Source organism: Paraburkholderia franconis, from assembly GCF_009362735.1.
Classification (GTDB): Bacteria; Pseudomonadota; Gammaproteobacteria; order Burkholderiales; family Burkholderiaceae; genus Paraburkholderia; species Paraburkholderia franconis.
The window spans coordinates 275,779-299,290 of the sequence record NZ_WHNP01000002.1 but is presented as its reverse complement, the minus strand read 5'-3'; the positions used below and the strand labels follow the sequence as shown (position 1 = coordinate 299,290).

General features: G+C 64.3%; 22 protein-coding genes and 1 pseudogene. 12 read left to right on the top strand and 11 right to left on the bottom strand.

Features of this window, described 5'->3' with window-relative positions:
- Positions 1-19 precede the first annotated feature (19 nt).
- The 10 genes and pseudogenes from GCT13_RS03160 to GCT13_RS03120 form a co-directional block, all read right to left on the bottom strand.
- A complete protein-coding gene (locus tag GCT13_RS03160) occupies positions 20-964 on the bottom strand; it encodes a carbohydrate kinase family protein (RefSeq protein WP_152755310.1) in 945 nt (314 codons plus the stop codon).
- Positions 965-1,076: 112 nt separating this feature from the next.
- Positions 1,077-1,577 carry a thiol peroxidase gene (gene tpx / locus GCT13_RS03155; RefSeq protein WP_152755309.1) on the bottom strand — a complete coding sequence of 167 codons (501 nt, stop codon included), beginning with the start codon at positions 1,575-1,577 and terminating at the stop codon, positions 1,077-1,079.
- A 95-nt stretch (positions 1,578-1,672) separates the two neighbouring features.
- Positions 1,673-3,523: a DUF3426 domain-containing protein gene (locus tag GCT13_RS03150; RefSeq protein ID WP_321574166.1), complete on the bottom strand. Its 1,851-nt coding sequence runs from the start codon at positions 3,521-3,523 to the stop codon at positions 1,673-1,675.
- A 105-nt stretch (positions 3,524-3,628) separates the two neighbouring features.
- Positions 3,629-3,694: pseudogene (locus GCT13_RS51130) on the bottom strand (hypothetical protein); the annotation flags it as partial.
- A gap of 59 nt (positions 3,695-3,753) precedes the next feature.
- Entirely contained in the window at positions 3,754-4,656 is a 903-nt protein-coding gene (gene prmA / locus GCT13_RS03145; RefSeq protein WP_152755307.1) for a 50S ribosomal protein L11 methyltransferase, read from the bottom strand.
- Between the two features lie 3 nt (positions 4,657-4,659).
- Positions 4,660-6,027 carry an acetyl-CoA carboxylase biotin carboxylase subunit gene (gene accC / locus GCT13_RS03140; protein ID WP_152755306.1) on the bottom strand — a complete coding sequence of 456 codons (1,368 nt, stop codon included), beginning with the start codon at positions 6,025-6,027 and terminating at the stop codon, positions 4,660-4,662.
- A gap of 136 nt (positions 6,028-6,163) precedes the next feature.
- Positions 6,164-6,634, bottom strand: coding sequence for an acetyl-CoA carboxylase biotin carboxyl carrier protein (gene accB, locus GCT13_RS03135; protein ID WP_152755305.1), 471 nt, complete (start codon positions 6,632-6,634; stop codon positions 6,164-6,166).
- A 68-nt stretch (positions 6,635-6,702) separates the two neighbouring features.
- The gene (gene aroQ, locus GCT13_RS03130) at positions 6,703-7,167 is read right to left on the bottom strand and encodes a type II 3-dehydroquinate dehydratase (protein WP_152755304.1); all 465 of its coding nucleotides are present in this window, start codon (positions 7,165-7,167) and stop codon (positions 6,703-6,705) included.
- A gap of 194 nt (positions 7,168-7,361) precedes the next feature.
- Positions 7,362-7,910: a TlpA family protein disulfide reductase gene (locus GCT13_RS03125; protein WP_152755303.1), complete on the bottom strand. Its 549-nt coding sequence runs from the start codon at positions 7,908-7,910 to the stop codon at positions 7,362-7,364.
- Positions 7,911-7,928: 18 nt separating this feature from the next.
- Positions 7,929-8,579 (bottom strand): UDP-N-acetylmuramate--alanine ligase, encoded by a 651-nt coding sequence (locus GCT13_RS03120; protein ID WP_152755302.1) that lies wholly within the window; start codon positions 8,577-8,579, stop codon positions 7,929-7,931.
- Positions 8,580-8,793: 214 nt separating this feature from the next.
- Between GCT13_RS03120 and mpl the strand changes: the two genes are divergently transcribed.
- The 5 genes from mpl (at position 8,794) to mtgA (ending at position 14,713) form a co-directional block, all read left to right on the top strand.
- Complete coding sequence (mpl, locus tag GCT13_RS03115) at positions 8,794-10,215, top strand: UDP-N-acetylmuramate:L-alanyl-gamma-D-glutamyl-meso-diaminopimelate ligase (RefSeq protein ID WP_152755301.1); 1,422 nt, start codon at positions 8,794-8,796, stop codon at positions 10,213-10,215.
- Entirely contained in the window at positions 10,212-10,814 is a 603-nt protein-coding gene (locus GCT13_RS03110) for a YqiA/YcfP family alpha/beta fold hydrolase (RefSeq protein ID WP_321574159.1), read from the top strand. The genes mpl and GCT13_RS03110 overlap by 4 nt, the downstream gene beginning before the upstream one ends.
- A 128-nt stretch (positions 10,815-10,942) precedes the next feature.
- Positions 10,943-13,063 carry a ribonuclease catalytic domain-containing protein gene (locus tag GCT13_RS03105; RefSeq protein WP_321574158.1) on the top strand — a complete coding sequence of 707 codons (2,121 nt, stop codon included), beginning with the start codon at positions 10,943-10,945 and terminating at the stop codon, positions 13,061-13,063.
- Positions 13,060-13,929 carry a shikimate dehydrogenase gene (gene aroE, locus GCT13_RS03100; protein WP_152755300.1) on the top strand — a complete coding sequence of 290 codons (870 nt, stop codon included), beginning with the start codon at positions 13,060-13,062 and terminating at the stop codon, positions 13,927-13,929. Before GCT13_RS03105 ends, aroE begins: the two co-directional genes overlap by 4 nt.
- 49 nt (positions 13,930-13,978) lie before the next feature.
- Entirely contained in the window at positions 13,979-14,713 is a 735-nt protein-coding gene (gene mtgA / locus GCT13_RS03095; protein ID WP_152755299.1) for a monofunctional biosynthetic peptidoglycan transglycosylase, read from the top strand.
- A 75-nt stretch (positions 14,714-14,788) separates the two neighbouring features.
- On the opposite strand, the gene GCT13_RS03090 is transcribed toward mtgA, so the two are convergent.
- Positions 14,789-15,304: an outer membrane protein gene (locus GCT13_RS03090; protein ID WP_152755298.1), complete on the bottom strand. Its 516-nt coding sequence runs from the start codon at positions 15,302-15,304 to the stop codon at positions 14,789-14,791.
- Between the two features lie 558 nt (positions 15,305-15,862).
- On the opposite strand from GCT13_RS03090, the gene GCT13_RS03085 reads away from it, so the two are divergent.
- From GCT13_RS03085 to araH, 7 genes are all read left to right on the top strand, one after another.
- On the top strand, positions 15,863-16,870 hold the full coding sequence (locus GCT13_RS03085; RefSeq protein ID WP_152755297.1) for an IclR family transcriptional regulator: 1,008 nt from the start codon (positions 15,863-15,865) through the stop codon (positions 16,868-16,870).
- Complete coding sequence (locus GCT13_RS03080; RefSeq protein ID WP_152755296.1) at positions 16,867-17,922, top strand: 2-dehydro-3-deoxygalactonokinase; 1,056 nt, start codon at positions 16,867-16,869, stop codon at positions 17,920-17,922. The genes GCT13_RS03085 and GCT13_RS03080 overlap by 4 nt, the downstream gene beginning before the upstream one ends.
- Before the next feature lie 81 nt (positions 17,923-18,003).
- Positions 18,004-18,684, top strand: a complete 681-nt coding sequence (locus GCT13_RS03075) for a 2-dehydro-3-deoxy-6-phosphogalactonate aldolase (RefSeq protein ID WP_152755295.1) — start codon at positions 18,004-18,006, stop codon at positions 18,682-18,684.
- Positions 18,681-19,457, top strand: a complete 777-nt coding sequence (locus GCT13_RS03070; RefSeq protein ID WP_152755294.1) for an SDR family oxidoreductase — start codon at positions 18,681-18,683, stop codon at positions 19,455-19,457. Before GCT13_RS03075 ends, GCT13_RS03070 begins: the two co-directional genes overlap by 4 nt.
- 183 nt (positions 19,458-19,640) lie before the next feature.
- On the top strand, positions 19,641-20,639 hold the full coding sequence (locus tag GCT13_RS03065) for an arabinose ABC transporter substrate-binding protein (protein ID WP_152755293.1): 999 nt from the start codon (positions 19,641-19,643) through the stop codon (positions 20,637-20,639).
- Positions 20,640-20,824: 185 nt separating this feature from the next.
- A complete protein-coding gene (gene araG, locus GCT13_RS03060) occupies positions 20,825-22,339 on the top strand; it encodes an L-arabinose ABC transporter ATP-binding protein AraG (protein ID WP_321574157.1) in 1,515 nt (504 codons plus the stop codon).
- A 141-nt stretch (positions 22,340-22,480) separates the two neighbouring features.
- Entirely contained in the window at positions 22,481-23,497 is a 1,017-nt protein-coding gene (araH, locus tag GCT13_RS03055) for an L-arabinose ABC transporter permease AraH (protein ID WP_152755292.1), read from the top strand.
- Positions 23,498-23,512: the final 15 nt, after the last annotated feature.

Below are 23,512 nucleotides of genomic sequence, written 5' to 3'. Positions count from 1 at the left end.
CAGGCGCGGCGTATGCGCGTCACGCGCCTTCGGGCAGTTCGTACCCGAATGCCTGCTTGAACCGGTCGTTGATCTCCGCGCGCGAAGGCGCATAGTTTTGCGGCCCTTGATGTTCGATCTTGAGCGCGCCCATCAGGCTCGCGAGACGGCCCGTGGTTGCCCAGCCGAGACCCTTCTCGATGCCATGCAGCAGGCCGCCCCGGAAGGCATCGCCGCAACCCGTAGGGTCCAGCACCTGCTTTGCCTTGACGGCCGGAATCTCTTCGATGCCGCCCGAATGGTGAATCTGCGCGCCGTGCTCGCCGCGCGTCACGATCAGCGCATCGACACGGCTTGCAATCTCTTCGATCGACCAGCCCGTCTTGTTGCTCACGAGCGCGGCTTCGTAGTCATTGACTGCCACGTAGGTGGCAAGTTCAATCATGCGGCGCAGCGACGCGCCGTCGAACAGCGGCAGCCCCTGGCCCGGATCGAAGATGAACGGAATACTCGCCGCCGCGAACTGTTCGGAGTGCTGGATCATGCCGTCGAAGCCGTCCGGCGCGACGATGCCGAGCTTCACGCCTGGCTGGTCGGCGCGGTTCAGATGCGACTGCATCATCGCGCCCGGGTGGAACGCGGTGATCTGATTGTTCTCGAGGTCGGTCGTGATCATCGCCTGCGCCGAGTACGTTTCGGGCAGCACGCGCACGTGCTCTTTCGAGAGGCCGAGCGTGTCGAGGCGATCGATGTACAACTGCGCGTCGACGGCGCCGAGCGTCGCCATGATGCGTGCGTCGCCACCGAGCAGATGCAGCGAGTACGCGATATTGCCCGCGCAGCCGCCGAATTCGCGACGCATCGTCGGCACGAGGAAGCTGACGTTCAGGATATGGACCTGTTCCGGCAGGATGTGCTCGCGAAAGCGCCCTTCGAAGGTCATGATGTTGTCGTAGGCGAGCGAGCCGCAAATCAGCGTAGCCAAGGCGAGCGTTCCTATAAGAAGTATCGGTGTCGGAAGAAAATGGGCGCGACGATGTGACAGCGCCGCGCCCGGACGATGCGGGAGCGGCGCTGTGTCGACGCAAGCGTGAAGCTTACTTCAGCGCGGCGAGCGCTGCGTCGTAGTTCGGTTCGTTCTTGATTTCGCCGACGAGCTCGGCGTGCACGACCTTGTCGTTTTCATCGAGGACGACGACCGCGCGCGCGGTCAGGCCCGTCAGCGGGCCGCTCGTCACGTCGACACCGTACGCTTGCGCGAACTCGTGGCCGCGGAACGTCGAGGCCGTCACGACGTTTTCGATCCCTTCCGTCGTGCAGAAGCGCGAAGCGGCGAAGGGCAGGTCGCCCGACACGACGATCACGGCCGTGTTGTTCAGCTTGGCGGCTGCTTCGTTGAACTTGCGCGTCGAGGTTGCGCAGGTCGGCGTGTCGAGACTCGGGACGATGTTCAGCACCTTGCGCTTGCCGGCGAAGTCGGCGAGCGAGAGCGGCTTCAGATCCTTGCCGACGAGCGTGAAGGCGGGCGCCTTCTGGCCGACGGACGGGAACGTGCCAGCGACTTCGATCGGGTTGCCACCCAGCGTGACTTGACTCATGTAGTGCTCCAAAGATTCGTCAGGGATTGACGGGATGCGCGCCCGGTTCGTGCCGGACGCGCGGGTGTAACCTGCTCGCGCCGCAGAGATACCCGTTACGGATAGAAGATCTGCACGCGGAAATTCGAGGCGACGGTACTGCCGGTGTCGAGGCGCACGATCATCGTCTGCGTCGTGCGGGCGGGCAGGCCCGCCGCAATCGGCGTGCCGGGCTTCACATAGTCTTGCGGCCACAGCACGCGCCGCACGGCGACGTTGTTGTTCTCGTCGAGCAGCGTCAGTTCGACAGCGGGATAGGCGAGCGCGATGTCGAAGCGGTTGCGCAGCGGCATCCTCAGTTCGAGCTTGTGTGGTCCGTCGATCTGGCGCAGATCGGACGGCTCGACCAGCAGGCCGTCGATATCGCGCGGCGGTCCGACCTTGCAGCCGAGATTCGCGCAAGCCTTCATGAAGAGCGACTGTGAACCGGGCCACGCGACCATCACCGATTCGCGTTGCCACCATGCGAGCTGCGCGAGCAGCAAGACGGCCAACACGCCGATCACGACTCCGCCGGCTGCCTGCCACACGACGCGGCGTGAGTCTTGTCCGAGCGGCTCGCGTCGGACAGCGAATGCATCGTCGTCATCGTCGGGCGCGGCGGCGAACGGCTGGTGTGCGCCTCCGCCGAAGCGCGGTTCGTAATCGTGTTCTTCCGCAGGCGAGCCGAAGTGGGGCTCGCGATCCCGGCGATCGTCGGCGGACGGCGCGGCCGCGCTGTCATCGGGGTCGAAGAAGGGTTTGTGGCGCTTGTCGCGAAGCGGCTCGTACAGCCCTTCGTGCAAGGTTCCGTGCAGCGGCTCGTGCAATGGTTCGTGTAACGATGCGTCGGCTTCGGCCTTTGCTTGGGCCGCTGTTTCGGCATCGGGTGCGTGCGCCGATTCGCGCGCGGGCTCCGCTGCGCGCCACGTATGCGGCGGTGGCTCTGCGATTTCCTGTTCGAGCACGCGCTCGGGCGAGGCTTCGAAGGTCGGTTCTGTCTTCGGCGTAGCAGATGATGATTCGGCAGATTGCGCGACGCTCGGCTGAGCTTGCGTGGCGCCTGACGGTTCGACCTTCGGCTGAGCTTGCGTGGCGCCTGACGGCTCGACCCTCGGCTGAGCTTGCGCGGCGGCTGATGGCTCGGCCTTCGGCTCGGCTCGCGCTTCAGCAGTCGGCGCGGCCTTCTGCTCGATGGGCGCTTCGACGTGCGGCTCGACCGGTTTGCGCGCGGTCGCCTTTTCCGCATTCGGCGGCTTCGAGTCGGTCAGTTCGAGCGTCAGCGGCGGCTGAGCTGAACTCGGAATCGTGACGGGCTTGAGCGGAATCGTCGATGCGTTGTGGCGAATGCGTCCGTCGATCGACGCATCGGGCGCCGGTGCCCACGGGTTCCATGCTTCGGCGCGAAAATCGGGCGAGCCAGCGGACGCTGTGCCGTGCTCCGGCGTCGAGCCTTTGGCTTCGACGGGCGCTTCATCGACTTGCGCTTGCGTCGCGGCGTGACCGGCCGGCGCTTCTTCGTGTCGTACTGCCTCGTTGCTCGCGAGCGGCTGTGCAGCATGTTCGCCCATGGCTTCTGCGGGATGCGCAGTGGCGCGTTCTATCGTGGCTTCCGCGACGTGCGGCGAAGCGGATTCCACGGCGTGCATACCGGCATCTTTGGCCGACTGCTCGATGCGATGCGTATCGGTATCGACAGGCGCAGCGGGTTCGACAGCAGAAGCGGGTTCGACAGCAGGAGCGGGTTCGACAGCAGGAGCGGGTTCGACAGCAGGAGCGGGTTCGACAGCAGGAGCGGGTTCGACAGCAGGAGCGGGTTCGACAGCAGAAGCGGGTTCGACAGCAGAAGCGGTTGCTTCACGCGCGGGCGCTTGCCCGCCATTCGCGAGTTTATCGAGCGTGTACGCGGTGACATCGTCGATCGACACGCGCTTCGCCCTATCGACGCTCGTGCCGTTGGTCACATCAAAGAGGTTGTTCGATGCGTCGAATACTTCGTGGCAATGGCCACAACGAACGAGACCGCGGCGCAGCGTGAGCTGCTCCGGCTGGAGTTTGAAGGCAGTTTTACAGAAGGGACAGCGTGTCGCTAGAAGCATATTGAGCCGATTGACCGGTTAGCCGTTAAGGGGCCGGAAGCAGACAGATATGCCTTATTCTAATGGCTTTCGCGGCGAGTACCTGCAAGGCAGACCCAGCCCTCGTGTTCACGCCATACGTCGATGTCGATCCATTGCCGATAGATCTGCGCGACCTCTTCAGCCTGGCGCGCGAGAATGCCCGACAGAGCAATGCGTCCGCCCGGCTTCACTTTCGACGACAGCATCGACGCCATCAGTTTCAGCGGGTTCGACAAAATATTCGCCACGACGATATCGAACTCGCCTGCGGGGCAATCGTCGGGTAGACCGTACGTGACGTCGGCGTGATTGCGCTCGCTGTTATGGCGCGCCGACTCCACCGCCTGAGGATCGATGTCGATGCCGATCACCGGGTCCGCGCCGCATTTCTTCGCGAGAATCGCGAGAATGCCCGAGCCGCAGCCATAGTCGAGCACCGACTCGCCTTTCTTCACCGACTGCTCGAGCCATTCCATGCACAGACGCGTCGTCGGGTGGCTTCCCGTGCCGAATGCGAGGCCCGGATCGAGTTCGAGCACGAGCGCATCGGGATCGGGTGCAGCGTGCCACGACGGCACGACCCAGATGCGCTCGCCGATTGGAATCGGATCGAACTGCGATTGCGTGAGACGCACCCAGTCCTGTTCCTCGACTTCGCGCACGCTGAACGACGGCGTATCGGCGAGACCAAGTTCGTTCGCGGCGGCCGCGAGCAGCACCGCCGGCTCGTGTTCGGGCGCGAGCAGCGCGATCACGCGCGAATGCGTCCACGCGGTGCGCTCCGGCGTGAGACCGGGCTCGCCGAAAAGCGGCTGTTCGTCGGGCGTGTCGGCATCCGCGTCTTCGACGGACACCGACAGCGCGCCCAGTTCGAGCAGCGCATCCGACAACGCTTCCGCGTGTTCGCGCGCGAGTTCGACGATCAGTTCCCGGTAGCTCATTGCTTACGCTTCTTCCGGTGCGGCCTGCAGCTTCGCGGCCAGCCGGTTTTCGAGGTAATGGATGCTCGTGCCGCCCTCGACGAACTTCGCGTCGAGCATCAGCTCGCGATGCAGCGGAATGTTGGTCTGAATGCCTTCGACCACCATTTCCGACAGCGCGATGCGCATCCGGCTGATCGCCTGCTCGCGCGTCGCGCCGTAAGCGATCAGCTTGCCGATCATCGAATCATAGTTCGGCGGAACGAAATAGCCGTTGTACGCATGCGAATCGACGCGAATACCGGGGCCGCCCGGCATATGCCACGACGTAAGACGTCCCGGCGACGGAGTGAACTTGAACGGATCTTCGGCGTTGATACGGCACTCGATGGCATGTCCGCGGAACTGGATGTCGCGCTGGCGGAGCGCGAGCTTCTCGCCGGCAGCGATGCGGATCTGTTCCTGAACGATGTCGATGCCCGTGATCAGTTCGGTGACGGGATGCTCGACCTGCACGCGCGTGTTCATTTCGATGAAGTAGAACTCGCCGTTCTCGTACAGGAATTCGAACGTGCCCGCGCCGAGATAGCCCATCTTCTTGCACGCGTCCGCGCAGCGGTCGCCGATGCGCTCGATCAGGCGTCGCGCGATGCCGGGCGCCGGCGCTTCTTCGATCACCTTCTGGTGACGGCGCTGCATCGAGCAGTCGCGCTCGCCGAGCCAGAGTGCGTTCTTGAACGAATCGGCGAGCACCTGGATTTCGATGTGGCGCGGGTTCTCCAGGTATTTCTCCATGTAGACCTGCGGATTGCCGAACGCACGGCCGGCTTCTTCGCGCGTCATGTTGACGGCGTTGACGAGCGCTGCTTCCGTGTGCACGACGCGCATGCCGCGGCCGCCGCCGCCGCCCGCCGCCTTGATGATCACCGGATAGCCGATCGCGCGCGCAATCTTCACGATTTCCTTCGGATCATCCGGCAATGCGCCTTCCGATCCGGGCACGCATGGCACGCCCGTCTTGATCATCGTCTGCTTCGCGGTGACCTTGTCGCCCATCATGCGAATCGTGTCGGGGCGCGGGCCGATGAACACGAAGCCCGATTGCTCGACGCGCTCGGCGAAGTCCGCGTTCTCGGAGAGGAAGCCGTAGCCGGGGTGAATCGCTTCGGCGTCCGTGACTTCCGCCGCGCTGATCAGTGCGGGCATGTTCAGGTAGCTCAGGTTCGACGGCGCCGGTCCGATGCAGACCGCCTCGTCGGCGAGCTTCACGTATTTGGCTTCCTTGTCGGCTTCGGAATAGACGACGACCGTCTTGACGCCGAGTTCGCGGCACGCGCGCTGAATACGGAGCGCGATTTCGCCGCGATTGGCAATGAGGATTTTTTCAAACATAGCGGATATTCGACTCATCAATGGGCGCCGCGTGCCGGTTGCGCAGTTGCTTCCAGTAGCGCGGCTGCCACAGAGGATCGGTGGCGCGCCCGAAGAAGGAGGGCGCGCGGATGGCGTATGGCTAAAAAGCGCCGCGTCAGCCGATCACGAAGAGCGGCTGGCCGTATTCGACTGCCTGCCCGTTCTCGACGAGGATTTCCTTGATGACGCCAGCCTGATCCGACTCAATTTCGTTGAGCAGCTTCATCGCTTCGATGATGCAGATCGTCTGGCCTTCCTTGACGGCGTCGCCCACCTGCACGAACGGATCTGCGCCCGGCGACGGCGCGCGATAGAACGTGCCGACCATCGGCGAAGTCACGACGTGACCCTGCGGCGCAGCGGCGGCCGGCGTGGCCGGCCCGGCGACGGCGGGTGCTTCCGGGTGAACGCCAGGCACTGAGGCCGTCGCCGAGAATTGCGGCGCGAAGTTGCCGGGTTGCTGGACGTAAACCGGCGGCGCGTTCTTGACGATGCGCACCTTGCCTTCGCCCTCGGTCACTTCGAGTTCGGAAATGCCGGACTCGGAGACGAGGTCGATCAGAGTCTTCAGTTTACGTAGATCCATGGGCTTCCCCTTTCAATGCGTGAAGCGCCGGCGGGATGCCGCCGGCGCTGAATTCGTGTTTTGGGTTGTCAGTCGCGCGACGTCCCGGCTGTCTGAACGGACAACCGGTCGAGCGCGTATTCGAGTGCGTACAGATAACCCTTCCAGCCGAGGCCGCAAATCGCGCCCTCTGCCTGGTCGGAGAAATACGAGTGATGCCTGAACGGTTCTCGACGATGCACGTTCGATAGATGAATCTCGACGAACGGGATGCCGACGCCCGCTAGTGCGTCCCGGATCGCCACGCTCGTATGCGTGTACGCGGCGGGATTGATCAGGATGAAATCGGTCTTCTCGGTCCGGGCGGCCTGGATGCGATCGACGAGCGCGCCTTCGTGATTGCTCTGGAAGGTGGCCAGTTCGACGCCGGCGTCCGCTGCGCGGTCGGCGAGCGCCTGATCGATCTGCGGGAGCGTGACGCGGCCGTACACCTCAGGTTCCCGGGTGCCGAGAAGGTTGAGGTTGGGGCCGTGCAGAACCAGCAGTCGCGTCATGGTCGCTTCGTTTTCCGTGGAATTGGCCGCACTTTAGCGCTGATTAGAGAAATTTGTCTAGTTTCTCGAGCACCCGCGACGATCCGGCACCTTTCCGCGATAGGCGCAACTAGCCGAACTTCTGACAATTCCGTCGGAATGTCGGGCAACCTGGAGCCAAACGTTCTCAATTAAACGTCAATAAGTTGTCGACATCACAGCGCGTCGAGCGTCCGTTTCAGCTCGTCGGGCTTGACCTGTCCTAATTTTGTCGACCGTACGACCCCTTTTGCGTCAATTACGACGGTGTAAGGCAAACCGCCCGCGTTGTTGCCGAATGCGCGGGCGAGGTCGGCGCCTCCGAAGCCGGCGACGAAAATCGGGTAGTCGACGGGCACTTTCTGAAGGAACGCCTTCACGTTCTTGTCGGAGTCGACGCCGAGTCCGACGAACTCGATGCCTTTCTTCGCGTATTCCTTATGCAGCTGCGACAGCGACGGCATTTCCTCGACGCACGGTCCGCACCACGACGCCCAGAAGTTGACGACGACGGGATGGCCCTTGAACCCGGCGAGCGACTGCGGCTTGCCGTCCGCGTTCGTGACGTTCGCCGACCACAGCTGGTTGACGGCATTGCTGCTGTCGGCGGGCGCGGCGTTCGCGACGCCCGCAAGGTCGTTGCTGCCGAGGAACCAGTGGCTCGCCACCGCTCCTCCCACCGTTGCGACGACGGCCACCGCCGCGATTGCCAGAATGCGCTTCATATATAGAGAGGGTGTCAGTTAGAAGAAGGGCGAGCCGTCGCTCTCGTCGATCAGTGCCTGCACTGCGCGAACGTCGGCCCTTGCGAGCCGGCCGCGCGCGTCGGCTCGCACCGCGCCGCGCAGGTCGTCGGTGCTGTACAGCGCGACGTGGATGCCCACGGGTTCGGCATCCCGTCCTTCATCGGTCGGGCGCCAGAGAAAGCTCAATGTTTCGACGTATCCACGCCCCGCAAAGTGCCGCGTTTCGGAAACGTCGTACTGCATATTCGTATTCAGCAGGTAGATGGCGACTTCCTTCGGGTTATCGCAGAACGCCTGCAGATGTATGTCGGAATGCTCGCCGGCCGTTCCGCCCAGCACGGCGCCCGTCAGATAAGGATTGAATGGCGCGAGCCGCTGCATCCAGTCCAGCGCGATTTCTCTCAGGCGGCGCAGCACGGCCGGCTGGCTGTCACCCTGAAACAGCGACTGGTATTCGCGGATTTCTTCCTCGATCTGGTCGTTATCCGGCAGCCATTCGCCCGCGACGCGCGTCTCCCCGACGACCTGCCGCGCAGCCTTGCGCTTGGCCGTCGAGTAATCGAGACCATCTTCGGCGATCATTCTCGCAGCCGCGATCGCGATTTCCTCACGCACGCGCTGCGGATCGAAATGTGATTTGCGAACCATCCGTCAATGATACTAGAGAAAACCCGGTAGCCTTTTTGCGCGCGCCTGCGCTGCGCAAAGGTTCGAAGCCGTGTTCGGCGGCGCTTTGCCAGGCGCGCCACGAGGAACGGGCGAGCCTGTCGGTTACAATAGGCGTCCTTTGCCGCGAGGGCTTTCCGGCCCTTTGCGCGCATCTTCTTCCACGCAAAACACGCGCTGCGGCGCGACAGTTTTTATGCACATTCACATCCTCGGCATCTGCGGCACGTTCATGGGCGGTCTCGCGGTTCTCGCGCGCAACGCCGGGCACACGGTGACGGGTTGCGACGCTGGTGTCTACCCGCCGATGAGCACACAGCTCGAGGCGCAAGGCATCACGCTGATCGAGGGCTGGGGCGTCGAGCAACTCGACCTGAAGCCGGATCTCTTCGTGGTCGGCAACGTCGTGACGCGCGGCAATCCGTTGATGGAAGAAATCCTGAATCGCGGTCTGCCGTACACGTCCGGTCCGCAGTGGCTCGGCGAGCATGTGCTGAACGGCAAATGGGTGCTGGCCGTAGCCGGCACGCACGGCAAGACGACCACGACGTCGATGCTGACGTGGCTGCTCGAAGACGCGGGCATGAATCCGGGCTTTCTGATCGGCGGCGTGCCGTTGAATTTCGGCGTGTCCGCGCGGCTGACCGATTCGAGCTTCTTCGTGATCGAAGCCGACGAATACGACACGGCGTTCTTCGACAAGCGCTCGAAGTTCGTCCATTACCGGCCGCGCACGGCGATCCTGAACAATCTGGAATTCGATCACGCGGACATCTTCCCGGATCTCGCCGCGATCGAAACGCAATTCCACCATCTCGTGCGCACGGTGCCGGGCATCGGGCGGATCGTGTCGAACGGCCGCGAAGACGCGCTCGAACGCGTGCTGACGCGCGGCTGCTGGAGCGAAGTGGAACGCTTCGGCGTCGACGGCGGCTGGCAGGCGCTGCCGGCTGAAGACGGTGTCGCCGTCGACGAGCGCTTCGCCGTCTATCACGGCGGTGAGCGCGTCGGCGTGGTCGACTGGCAGGTGCAGGGCGAGCACAACCGGATGAACGCGATCGCCGCGATCGCTGCCGCGCGCCACATCGGCGTGCCGCCCGCGCAAGCCGCGAAGTCGCTGTCGACCTTCCGCAACGTGAAGCGCCGGATGGAAGTGCGCGGCAGCGTCGACGGCGTGACCGTCTACGACGATTTCGCGCATCATCCGACGGCGATCGAGACGACGATCGCCGGCCTGCGCACGCGCGTGGGCCGCGACGAAAGCGGAAAACGCACGCGCATTCTCGCCGTGCTGGAGCCGCGCTCGAACACGATGAAGCTCGGCGTGATGAAGGCGCAGCTGCCGTCGAGCCTCGCCGACGCCGACCTCGTATTCGGCTACGGCGCGCCGGCGGGCAAGGACGCGCTCGGCTGGAATCTCACCGAAGCGCTCGCGCCGATGGGCGGCAAGGCGCAGGCGTTCAACGACATCGACGCGCTGGTCAAAGCCATCGTCGCGGCGGCGCAACCCGGCGATCACGTGCTCGTGATGAGCAACGGCGGCTTCGGCGGCGTGCACCAGAAGCTGCTCGATGCGCTGTCGGTGCGCCCGGCCGAGCAGGCCCGAGGCGTCGCGTGATTCTCTATCTGCACGGTTTCCGCTCGTCGCCCAATTCGTTCAAGGCGCGCGTGATGGCCGGGCGGCTTGCTGCGCTCGGCCGCGGCGCAGAATGGTGCTGTCCGATGCTGCCCGTGTCGCCGCTCGAAACCGTGGCGCTCGTCGAAGGACTGGTCGCCGCGGCGAAGCCATCGCACGTGACGGTGATCGGCAGCTCGCTCGGCGGCTACTTCGCGACGCACCTCGCCGAAAAGCACGGTTGGCGCGCGGTGCTGCTGAACCCCGCCGTCGTTCCGCAGCGCGACCTGAGCCACTATCTCGGCGAACAGCCGTTGTGGCACGGCGGCGGCAGCATCGTTGTCGAGCCGCACCATCTGGACGAATTGCGCGCGCTCGGCGTTGCGTCGATCACGCGCCCCGAACGCTATTATCTGATTGCCGCCACCGGCGACGAAGTGCTCGATTACCGCGAAATGCTCGCGCACTATCCCGGCGTGCGGACGAAACTGATCGAAGGCAGCGACCACGCGATCAGCGAGTTTCCCGATTATGTCGACGACGTGCTCGCGTTTTGCGACGCTGCCGACGCCGAGCCGCCCGCACCAAGCAAGGCGGCATGATCCGATGATCCGCAAACCGCGCGCGCCGACCGGCACGCGCGTTGCGGAGCACCACACCGAACACGACGCCGACGCGCAATCACGCAGCACCGCGCGCCGGCCGACGCAAGCCAGAACGAGAGTATCGAGTGAACGTTTTCTTTGAGGAATCGGGCAGTTTCAAGGCGGGCAGCGTGCTGTCGCGTCAGGGCGACGCGTTCCAGGTCGAGCTGCCTGGCGGACGTCGCGCGAAAGTGCGCGCGAAAGACGTGCTGATCGAGTTCGAGAAGCCGACGGCGGGCGAGCTGATGGAGCAGGCCGATGCCGTCGCGCAGGACATCGATCTCGACTTTCTGTGGGAATGCGCGCCGGAAGAAGAGTTTCCGTTTGCGACGCTCGGCGCCGAGTATTTCGGCGAGTCGTTCGGACCCGTCGAGCGCGCGGCGCTGATCCTGCGCATGCACGGCTCGCCCGTCTATTTCCGCCGCAAGGGGCGCGGGCAGTATCAGCGCGCGCCGGAAGAGCAGCTGAAGATGGCGCTCGCGTCGCTCGAGCGCAAGCGCCAGCAGGCGCTCGTCCAGCAGAGCTACGAAGAGGAACTGAAGGCGGGCCGTCTGCCCGACGGCTTCCAGAGCAAGGCGCTCGGACTGCTGACAAAGCCGGACAAGAACGCGATCGAATACAAGGCGCTCGAAGCGGCCGCAGCGGCGCGCGGCATTTCGGCGGCGCGTCTGATGCTCGAATGCGGCGGCATTCCGTCGGCGCGCGCGCTGCACGAAGCCCGTTTCCTGTCCGAATATTTCCCGCACGGCACCGGTTTCCCGCCCGTGACGGTCGGCGAGTTGCCGGAGGATTTGCCGCAAGCCGAAGTCGAAGCCTTCTCCATCGACGACGTGACCACGACGGAAATCGACGACGCGTTCTCTGTCGAGCATCTGGCCGATGGGCGCGTGCGGATCGGCATTCACATCGCGGCGCCCGCGCTCGGCATCGCGCGCGGCGATACCGTCGATGCGATCGCGCGCGGCCGTCTGTCGACGGTGTACATGCCGGGCGACAAGATCACGATGTTGCCCGATTCCGTCGTCGAAAAATTCACGCTGGCCGAAGGCGGTCTGCGGCCGGCGCTGTCGCTGTACAGCATCGTGAAGCGCGAGACGCAGGAAATCGTCGCGAGCGAAACGCGCGCGGAACTCGTGTACGTGAAGAACAATCTGCGCCACAACACGCTCGATGAACTCGTGACTGAAGATGCGCTCGCCAACGGCACGGGTGACTATCCGCACAAGGAAGACATCGCGGTGCTGTGGCCGTTCGCGCAGTCGCTGTTCGAGAAGCGCCAGGTCGCGCGCGCGGGCTACGGTCTGAAGCGCGAAGTGCAGCGCAATACCGATTTCAACTTCTACGTCGAAGGCGAGCACGTGACGATCACGCCGCGCCGCCGCGGTTCGCCGCTCGATACGATCGTCGCCGAGCTGGCGATTCTCGCGAACTCGACGTGGGGCGCGTTCCTGCACGATCACGGCGTGCCGGGCATCTACCGCTCGCAGCGCGCGTTCGGCGCGCCGACGGGCCCGAAGCGCACGCGCATGCAGACGACGGCTGCGCCGCACGAAGGACTCGGCGTCGCGCAGTACGCGTGGAGCACGTCGCCGCTGCGCCGCTATGTCGACCTCGTGAACCAGTGGCAGCTGATCGCGTGCGTGCAGCACGGCGTGACGGCCAAGCTCGCGTCGCCGTTCAAGCCGAAGGACGCCGATCTGTTCGCCGTCGTGCAAGGTTTCGACGACACCTATACCGCGTACGCCGATCATCAGCGGCGCATGGAATATTTCTGGTGTCTGCGCTGGCTCACGCAGGAGAACAGGAAGCAGGTGGTCGCATCGGTGGTGAAGGGCGATCTCGTGCGGCTCGAAGAAGTGCCGCTGCTGCTGCATGTGCCGGGGCTCGGCGTGCATGCGCGCGGCACGCGGCTGATGCTCGAAGTGATGTCGGTGGATGAGCTGACGATCGAAGCGTCGGTGCGTCCGCTGCATGTGCTCGATGCGCCGACTGTGACGAGCGGCGCGGAAGAAGAGGACGAGGGCGACGAAGAGATCATCGACGCCGCCGACGCATCCGCCGAAAGCGAAGCCGAAGCGCAAGCCGAGGCCGACACCGCGACGAACGCGGAAGGCGAGCCGGCAGCCTCAGACGATTCGTCGGCGTCCGCCGATCAAAAAGATGTAAAGCCGGACGTGAACCATCACGCGACGGAGCCCAGCCGATGAGCACAACGCCGGCCCAGCGCGACCGCTACGCGGTGATCGGCAATCCGATCGCGCACAGCAAGTCGCCGTTCATCCACGCGCGTTTCGCCGAGCAGACAGGCGAACCCGTCGAATACGGCCGCCTGCTCGCGCCCGTCGATCAGTTTGCGGCGCACGTGCGCGCGTTCATCGACGAAGGCGGGCGCGGCCTGAACGTGACCGTGCCGTTCAAGCTGGACGCGCACGCGTTCGCCACGTCGCTGTCGCCGCGCGCGGCCGCGGCGGGCGCGGTGAATACGCTGCGCTTCGAGAAGGATGGCGGCATCTACGGCGACAACACCGACGGCTTCGGCCTCGTGCGCGACATCGAAGTGAATCTGCGCGTGCCGCTCACGGGCGCGCGCGTGCTGCTGCTGGGCGCGGGCGGCGCGGCGCGCGGCGTCGTGCTGCCGATCCTCGAGCGCAAGCCGCACACGCTGACCATCGTGAACCGCACGGCATCGAAGGCCGAGGCACTGGTCGCGCAGTTCGCGAGCGCGGCAAGCGACGCGGCGTGCCGTTTGACGGGCGGCTGCGCCCAGGCGATCGAAGCCGGTGCCTATGACGTGATCGTCAACGCGACGGCGAGCAGCCTCGATGCGTCGCTGCCCGAATGCGACGACGGCGCGTTCGGCGCGAGCACGCTCGCGTACGACATGATGTACGGCGCGCAGCCGACCGTATTCACGCAGCACGCCAGCAAGCTCGGCGCGCGCGCGGCGGACGGTCTCGGCATGCTGGTCGAACAGGCGGCGGAGTCGTTCTTCGTGTGGCGCGGCGTGCGTCCCGATGGCGCGCCCGTGCTCGCCGCGCTGCGCGAGATGCTGCGCGCGCCGCAAAGCGCGTGAGCGCGAGCAGCGCCCACGCGTTCTCCGACTTCACGGCACAGCGACGACAATGACAAAAACGAGGCGTGCGAGCAGGCCCGGGTCGAATGCGGGGCCGACGCGCTGGGTGGCCTACGCAGTCGCAGTGTTCGTTGCCGCCTGGTTCGCGACGCAGCTGTTTTACTTCGCGCAGATCGCGCTTTGGAACTACGTGAATCCGCGGTCGACGGCGTTCATGCGATCCGATGCCTGGCGTCTGTCACAGGATCGTCCCGATCTGTCGATCCAGCGCATATGGGTGCCCTACGATCAGATTTCGCGCAATCTGAAGCGCGCGATCATAGCGTCGGAAGACGCGAATTTCGTCAATAACAACGGCTACGAAACCGACGCGATTCTCCAGGCATGGGAGAGGAACAAGGCGCGCGGCAAGATCGTCGCAGGCGGTTCGACGATCACTCAGCAGCTGGCGCGCAATCTGTTTTTGTCGCGAGAAAAGAGCTATATCCGCAAGGGCCAGGAACTGATCATCACGTGGATGCTCGAGACGCTGATGGACAAGGAGCGAATCTTCGAGATCTATCTGAATTCGGTCGAATGGGGCAATGGCGTGTACGGCGCGGAAGCGGCGGCGCGCTATTACTTCAAGACGTCGGCGGCGAAGCTGACGGCCGGCCAGTCGGCGCGGCTCGCCGTGATGCTGCCGAGGCCGAAATATTTCGACGAGCACCGCAGCTCCGGCTATCTCGCGCAGCGCGCACGGGTCATCGCCCGCAGAATGGGCGCGGCGGAATTGCCGGATTAATTGACTGGTTTACGATAAAAATGAAAACGGCGATTATCTACTGGATAATCGCCGTTTTGATTTTAACGAGTCAGGCTATTTGAACCTGTAATTCGCTCCAACCGTAATGCTGTTATTTACCCAATGGGTACTGTATGCATTGGCGGCATCATGAGTCCATTCGGAGAACAAGCTCACGTTTTTCGTGAGTTGATATTCGACGCCAATGCCGTAATGGAAGGCTGACGACGGCCAGTCGGTGGTTACGCCAAGGCGCGCATACGGCATGAATCGATCGATCGGATAACCGATCTTTGCATCGATTCCGCCGTCCTTGTAAGTCGCGGAACCGTGGTGCAGATCGGCGAACGCTTCAGCGCCGAGTACCACCGGGCCAAGATTGAAACCATAGCCGACCACCAAGCCGGGGAAGAACGTCGTATGCGACGGCTTTGCCATTGCGCCCGACGCACTCGAAAAATTCGCGCCGACCTTGATGCCGACATAAGGACCGGAGAAGTCGGCTACCAGCTGATCGTGCGTCGGTTGTGCGTGAGCCATGCCTGCGCCGACAATTGCCGCGCATATAAATAGCGGTTTGAATCTATTCATGATTTTATCGGTATTTTAAATAGAGTTGCGAGAGTGCCAGCGAATCGAAAATGTTCGGCATTGGCCTGTTTGGACAACTGTCGGCGGCATTTATGGATTTGCTTAAGCGTAAGCAGGCTAAGCAGGCAAAAACGAACTCTCAATCGGATGACTCCGAAACCCATATCACCAGTTTTTGATCTCGTTGATCCCTGACTAAAGGTGCCCATCGCCAGGCAGCAGGGTTGGGATATTTCTGTCGGATATTCCAGAGCTCCGTCGCGAACAATATCCCAACATATGAACGCGTGACTCATATGTTGGTGAATCTCAAAAAAGCGCCCTACAATCCGGTTCAACAAGCCGAACGACATCGGCAAGAAACACCGCTTCGTCGCCAGCGCCATGCGCGGTGCATCAAGCGGGATGAAACTGGAGACACCACGCCATGCCTTCCTGCCCCTTGCTGCACGACACGCGCGCCGCGCACACGCTGCACGCGTCACTTCGAGTCGCTCCGGACGCGAGCCGCCAAGCCGGCACTTCGCGGTAACTCCATCTGCACGTTGCCTACCCGCCATGAACAAAGCGATGACTACCCACGCCGAGTCAGAAGCGCCGGATGAGCAGGACGCGTCCTCAGCATCCGAAGCGCCTGAAGCACCGGAAGCACCTGAAACGCAGAAGGGAGACGCTGCGCGCAAGCCCGCGCCGCGCTCCGCGAACGGCGCCGTCGTTCCGCCGCCGCCCGCCGACAGCATCGGCCTGCCGAGCACGCTGCTCGACGTCACGCCGCAGCAGGCGGGCACGCAGACGCTGCTGCGCGGCCTCGCGATTCTCGAAGCCGCCGCAGCCGGCGTGCGCGACCTGCGCACCTTCGGTGCCGCGCTCGGCACGACGCGCAGCACGACGCACCGGCTCGTCAGCAGCCTCGTGCAGGCGCGTTATCTGCGCCAGGTGCAGGGCGGCTATCTGCTCGGTCCGAAGCTGATCGAGCTCGGCACGATCGCGCTCGAACAGATGCCGCTCACGACGGTCGCGCGTCCGCATCTGGAGTCGCTCGCCGAACTGACGCACGACACCATTCATCTCGGCGTGCGCGATGGCGACGACGTGCTGTACATCGACAAGATTCCCGGCACGCGCGGCCTTGAAATGCGCTCGCGCGTCGGCCACCGGATGCCGCTCGCGTCGACGGGCATCGGCAAGGCGATGATGCTCGACCTCGTTCCCGATCAATGGCAGTCGCTGTTCGATGCGTCGCGGCGCGCGCTCGCGGGCGTCAGCTTCAAGCCCGACAACCGGCCCGACCAGCAGACCTTCATGCAGCGCATGACGAACTACGCGGCGGGCGGCTTCACGTTCGATCTCGAAGAGAACGAAGTGTCGATTCGCTGCGTGGCCGCGCCCGTGCGCGATGCGTCGGGTTCGATCGTCGCGGCGCTGTCGGTGGCGAGCACGATTCCGTACATGTCGCTCGAGCGCATGGACGAACTGATTCCCGTCGTGCAGCGCGAAGCGCGCGCAATTTCCGAAGAACTGGGCTGGCGTGTTCCGCAACCGACTACGCGCAGGATCAAACGATGACTCAGACGGGTTCGACCCTGTCCACGCAACTCGCCGAGGCAGCCCAGCCGGCAAGCGGCGCCGCGCTGATCGCGCTCGACTGGGGCACGACTTCGCTGCGCGCGTATCTGTTCGATGCGAACGGCGCGGTGCTGGAAACGCGTGCATCGACGGCGGGCATCATGAATCTGCCGCGCCCCGCTGCGGAAGGCGGCTTCGACGCTGCGTTCGATGCCGCCGTCGGCGCGTGGCTTGACCGCTCGCCTGAACTGCCCGTGATCGCGGCGGGCATGGTCGGCAGCGCGCAGGGCTGGAAGGAAGCGCCGTATGTGAATACGCCCGCGAGCGCCGATGCGCTCGTCGACGGCATCGTGCGCGTGCAGACGGCGCGCGGCGTGCCGCTCAACATCGTGCCCGGCGTGCTGCAGAACGGCGAGCTGCCGAACGTGATGCGCGGCGAGGAAACACAGATTTTCGGCGCGCTCGCCTGCGCGGATGCGTCGGGCGCCGCTGCGTCGGCGGCCAGCAACGGCGTGCTGATCGGCCTGCCCGGCACGCACGCGAAATGGGTGATGGTGCGCGACGCGAAGATCGAGCGCTTTCACACGTTCATGACGGGCGAAGTGTTCGCGGCGCTCACCGAGCACACGATTCTTGGCCGCACGATGGTCACGCCCGACCGTCCCGACACGGATGCGTTTCTGCGTGGCGTGCGAGTCGCGCGCGACAAGGGCCAGGCCGGCGTGCTCGCGACGATCTTCAGCACGCGCACGCTTGGCCTGACGGCTCAACTGACGCGCGAGCAGCAGCCCGACTACCTATCCGGTCTCCTCATCGGCCATGAACTGAGCGGCCTCGAAGCCGCGCTCGCGCAACAGCAATCGACGCTCGCCGGCCGCTCGTTGCAGCTGATCGGCAACGAAGCGCTGTGCGAGCGCTATCGGCTCGCGCTCGAGCAGTTCGGCTGCCATCAGGCGGAACTCGTCAGGCACGCGACGGAGCACGGCTTGTGGCGCATCGCGGCGCAAGCGGGCCTGGTCGCCGAGGCGTCGGGCGCCGCGCAGACGACCTGAAGCGACCGGAAGCGAACTGAAGCGACCTGAGGCGGCGAGCGACGAACAGCAACTGACACAGCAAGCGACATAGGAACCGACATGCAACTCGATCTGAATCTGCCCGCACCGTATCAGCCGCACGCCGGCCTGATGGCCGCTTTCGAAGCGTGTCCGCTGATTGCGATCATGCGCGGCATCACGCCCGCCGACGCCGCCGATCACGGCCGCGCGCTCTACGAAGCGGGTTTCCGGATCATCGAAGTGCCGTTGAATTCGCCGAACCCGTTCGACAGCATTTCGGCCATTCGGCAGGCCATCCCCGTCGATGCGATCGTCGGCGCGGGCACGGTGCTGCGCGGCGAGCTCGTGCACGACGTGAAGGCGGCGGGCGGCGAGCTGATCGTGATGCCGCACAGCGACCCTGAAGTGGTGACGACGGCGAAGTCGCTCGCGATGGCCTGCGCGCCCGGCGTCGCGACGCCGATGGAAGCCTTTCTCGCGTTGAAGAACGGCGCCGACGTGCTGAAGATGTTCCCGGCCGAACAGCTCGGCTGCCAGGTCGTGAAGGCGTGGCGCGCGGTGATCCACAACGACGTGCCATTGCTTCCCGTCGGCGGCATCGCGCCGGACAACATGGGCCCGTTTCTGAGCGCGGGCGCGAACGGTTTCGGGCTGGGCTCGGCGCTGTACAAGCCGGGCCAGCCGGCGACGGCGACGGCTTTGAACGCGAAGGCGTTCATCAACGGCCTGCGCATCGCGCGCGCGGGCGTGAAGAAATGAACCGGCTTGCAGGCAAGGTCGCGCTGGTGACGGGCGCGGGACGCGGCATCGGCGCGGCGATCGCGGCCGCGTTCGCGCGCGAAGGCGCGGCTGTCGTGCTGGCGGAACTCGACATCGAGACGGCGCAGCGCACGGCCGCCGACATCGCGTCGCAAACAGGCGGCAAGACGCTCGCCGTGCAGACGGACGTCACGCAATCGGCTTCCGTGCAGCGCGCGGTGAGCGAAGGCGAAAAGGCGTTCGGCCCGATCGGCGTGCTCGTGAACAACGCGGGCATCAACGTCTTTTGCGACCCGCTGACGATGACCGACGACGACTGGCGCCGCTGTTTCGCCGTCGATCTGGACGGCGTGTGGAACGGTTGCCGCGCGGTGCTGCCGGGGATGGTCGAGCGCGGCGAGGGCAGCATCGTGAACATCGCGTCGACGCACTCGTTCAAGATCATTCCGGGCTGTTTTCCGTACCCCGTCGCGAAGCATGGTGTGATCGGCCTCACGCGCGCGCTCGGCATCGAGTACGCGCCGCGCAACGTGCGCGTGAATGCGATCGCGCCCGGCTACATCGAAACGCAGCTGACGCGCGACTGGTGGGATGCGCAGTCCGATCCCGCCGCTGCGCGCCAGGCGACGCTCGATCTGCAGCCGATGGGGCGCATCGGCAAACCGGAGGAAGTCGCGATGACAGCGGTTTTCCTCGCGTCGGATGAAGCGCCATTCATCAACGCGAGTTGCATCACGGTCGATGGCGGGCGCTCGACGCTCTATCACGACTGAGCCGTACAGAAGAAGAAAGCGGAACGAAGCAGTAGCGAAGGAACAGAAGAAAAGCAGCAAAGCCGCCTCGCAAGGAGAGGCGACGGTGTCGACCGCTTGACGCGCTGGCCGCGTGTGTCAAAGCCGGTACAAGAAGACGCGGCCAATACCTTCTCGTTACTCACTAGTCAGGAGACACGCATTATGAAACGCAGAATTTTCCTCACGCTGGCAGCGGCGGCGACGGCGGTGCTCTTCAACGCACCCGTCGCGCAAGCCGCCGACCAGGTCAAGATCGGCTTCCTCGTAAAGCAGCCGGAAGAACCGTGGTTCCAGGACGAGTGGAAGTTCGCCGAAATGGCCGCCAAGGCAAAGGGCTTCACGCTGGTGAAGATCGGCGCGCCGTCGGGCGAGAAGGTGATGAGCGCAATCGACAACCTCGCTGCGCAAAAGGCGCAGGGCTTCGTGATCTGCACGCCGGACGTGAAGCTCGGACCGGGCATCGTCGCGAAGGCGAAGGCTGACGGCCTGAAGATGATGACGGTGGACGACCGTCTCGTCGACGGCGCGGGCAAGCCGATCGAATCGGTGCCGCACATGGGCATCTCCGCTTACAACATCGGCAAGCAGGTCGGCGAAGGCATCGCGGCCGAGATCAAGAAGCGCGGCTGGGACATGAAGGACGTCGGCGCAATCGACGTGACCTATGAGCAGCTGCCGACGGCGCACGACCGCACGTCGGGCGCAACCGATGCGCTCGTCGCAGCGGGCTTCCCGAAGGCCAACGTGATCGCCGCGCCGCAAGCGAAGACCGATACGGAAAACGCGTTCAACGCAGCGAACATCGCGCTGACGAAGAACCCGCAGTTCAAGCACTGGGTCGCCTACGGCCTGAACGACGAAGCCGTGCTCGGCGCGGTGCGCGCGGCGGAAGGACGCGGCTTCAAGGCCGACAACATGATCGGCGTCGGCATCGGCGGGGCGGACTCGGCATTGAACGAGTTCAAGAAGCCGAACCCGACGGGCTTCTTCGGCACCGTGATTATCAGCCCGAAGCGCCACGGCGAAGAGACGTCGGAGCTGATGTACGCATGGATCACGCAAGGCAAGGAGCCGCCGAAGCTCACGCTGACACAGGGCATGCTCGCCACGCGCGACAACGTCGGCGAAGTGCGTGAAAAGATGGGCCTCGCAGCGAAGTAAGCGGGCAGCGGGACGTAGACGCGTGAATGCCGCCGGGCGGCATTCACGCGCCGCGCGCAGGACGGAACGGATCGGAAGCAGACGAAGGCAAGCCGTCGTGCGGGCGAACAAGAGACGACTACGCGGACGACCGCGCAGACGACGACGGCCAGCACGAAGGATCAATCGAAGCAACAGGAGGCAAAGTGTCAGCGACGCTGCGTTTTGACAATATCGGCAAGGTGTTTCCAGGCGTGCGTGCGCTCGACGGAATTTCTTTCGACGTGCACGCCGGCCAGGTGCATGGCCTGATGGGCGAAAACGGCGCAGGGAAATCGACCCTGCTGAAGATTCTCGGCGGTGAATATCAGCCGGATTCCGGCCACGTGCTGATCGACGGCAACGAAGTGCATTTCGCGAGTGCCGGCGCGTCGATTGTCGCGGGGATCGCGGTGATTCACCAGGAACTGCAGTACGTGCCGGACCTGACGGTATCGGAAAACCTGCTGTTGGGCCGCTTGCCCAACACGATCGGCTTTGTGAAGAAGGCCGATGCGAAGCGCTATGTGCGCGAGCAGCTCAAGGCGATGGGCGTCGATCTCGATCCGAACGCGAAGCTGCGCAAGCTCTCGATTGCGCAACGGCAGATGGTCGAAATCTGCAAGGCGCTGATGCGCAACGCTCGCGTGATCGCGCTCGACGAACCGACGAGTTCGCTGTCGCACCGCGAGACGGAAGTGCTGTTCAAGCTGGTGCGCGATCTGCGCGCCGACAACCGCGCGCTGATCTATATCTCACACCGGATGGACGAGGTCTATCAGCTGTGCGACGCGTGCACGATCTTCCGCGACGGCCGCAAGGTCGCGTCGCATCCGACGCTCGAAGGCGTGAGCCGCGACACGATCGTCAGCGAAATGGTCGGCCGCGAAATCTCGGACATTTACGGCTACCGGCCGCGCGAGCTGGGCGAAGTGCGCTTCTCGGCGAAGAACGTCGAAGGCCGTCCGCTCGCCGAGCCCGCGAGCTTCGACGTGCGGCGCGGCGAGATCGTCGGCTTCTTCGGCCTTGTCGGCGCGGGCCGCAGCGAGCTGATGCACCTCGTCTATGGCGACGATCCGAAGAAGGGCGGCGAGCTCGTGCTCGACGGCAAACCGATCAAGGTGAAGAGCGCCGGCGAAGCGATCCGCCAGGGCATCGTGCTGTGCCCGGAAGACCGCAAGGAAGAAGGCATTGTGGCGATTGCGTCGGTCGCGGAGAACATCAACATCAGCTGCCGCCGTCACTATCTGAAGGCGGGGATCTTTCTCGACCGCAAGAAGGAAGCCGAAACAGCCGAACGCTTCATCAAGCTCCTGAAGATCAAGACGCCGAGCCGCCGTCAGAAGATTCGCTTCCTGTCGGGCGGCAACCAGCAGAAAACGATTCTGTCGCGCTGGCTGGCCGAGCCCGATCTGAAGGTGGTGATTCTCGACGAACCGACGCGCGGCATCGACGTCGGCGCGAAGCACGAGATCTACAACGTGATTTATCAGCTGGCGGAGCGCGGCTGCGCGATCGTGATGATTTCGTCGGAACTGCCTGAAGTGCTGGGCGTGTCCGACCGTATCGTCGTGATGCGGCAAGGGCGCATTTCCGGCGAGCTGCCGCGCAGCGCCGCGACGGAGCAATCGGTGCTGAACCTCGCGCTGCCGAAGAGTTCGTCGACGGCGCAAGCGGCATGAGTTTGCGTAGGACGCTTGCGCGAGACGTTTGCGCAGGTCGCGAACGAATACTGCGAACGAGCACTGAACGAGATCTGAATCCGACCGGGACGACAGCCCGGATAGACCGATAGCCCGTGGGGAACGGGAGGAGTGAACCAAATGCAAGCCAGAGAAAACCTCGCGCAACAGGCCGCCAAGAGCGCCGCCGAAGCGCTGATTCCGCAAGCCAGCGACAAGCAGAAGTGGTGGCAGCAGATCACCGAGTACAGCCTGATCGTGATCTTCGTGGTGATGTTCATCACGATGTCGCTGACCGTCGATCACTTCTTTTCGATCGAGAACATGCTCGGCCTCGCGCTGTCGATTTCGCAGATCGGCATGGTCGCGTGCACGATGATGTTCTGTCTCGCGTCGCGCGACTTCGACCTGTCCGTCGGCTCGACGGTCGCGTTCGCCGGCGTGCTGTGCGCGATGGTCCTGAACGCGACGGGCAACACGTTCATCGCGATCATCGCGGCCGTCGTGGCCGGCGCGGTCATCGGCTTCGTGAACGGCGCGGTGATCGCGTACCTGCGCATCAACGCGCTGATCACGACGCTCGCGACGATGGAAATCGTGCGCGGCCTCGGCTTCATCGTGTCGCATGGCCAGGCGGTGGGCGTGTCATCGGATACGTTCATCGCGCTCGGCAGCCTGTCGTTCTTCGGCGTGTCGCTGCCGATCTGGGTGACGCTGGTCTGCTTCATCGCGTTCGGCGTCATGCTCAACTCGACGGTGTACGGCCGAAATACGCTCGCCATCGGCGGCAATCCGGAGGCATCGCGTCTCGCCGGGATCAACGTCGAACGCACGCGCGTCTTCATCTTTCTGATTCAGGGCGCGGTGACGGCGCTGGCGGGCGTGATTCTCGCGTCGCGGATCACGTCGGGTCAGCCGAACGCGGCAGAAGGCTTCGAGCTGAACGTGATTTCGGCGTGCGTGCTCGGCGGCGTGTCGCTGCTCGGCGGCCGCGCGACGATTTCGGGCGTCGTGATCGGCGTGCTGATCATGGGCACCGTTGAAAACGTGATGAACCTGCTGAACATCGACGCGTTCTATCAGTACCTCGTGCGCGGCGCGATCCTGCTCGCGGCAGTGCTGCTGGACCAGTTGAAGAACCGTGGCTCGCGCGACTGATCGCGTGCAACAACC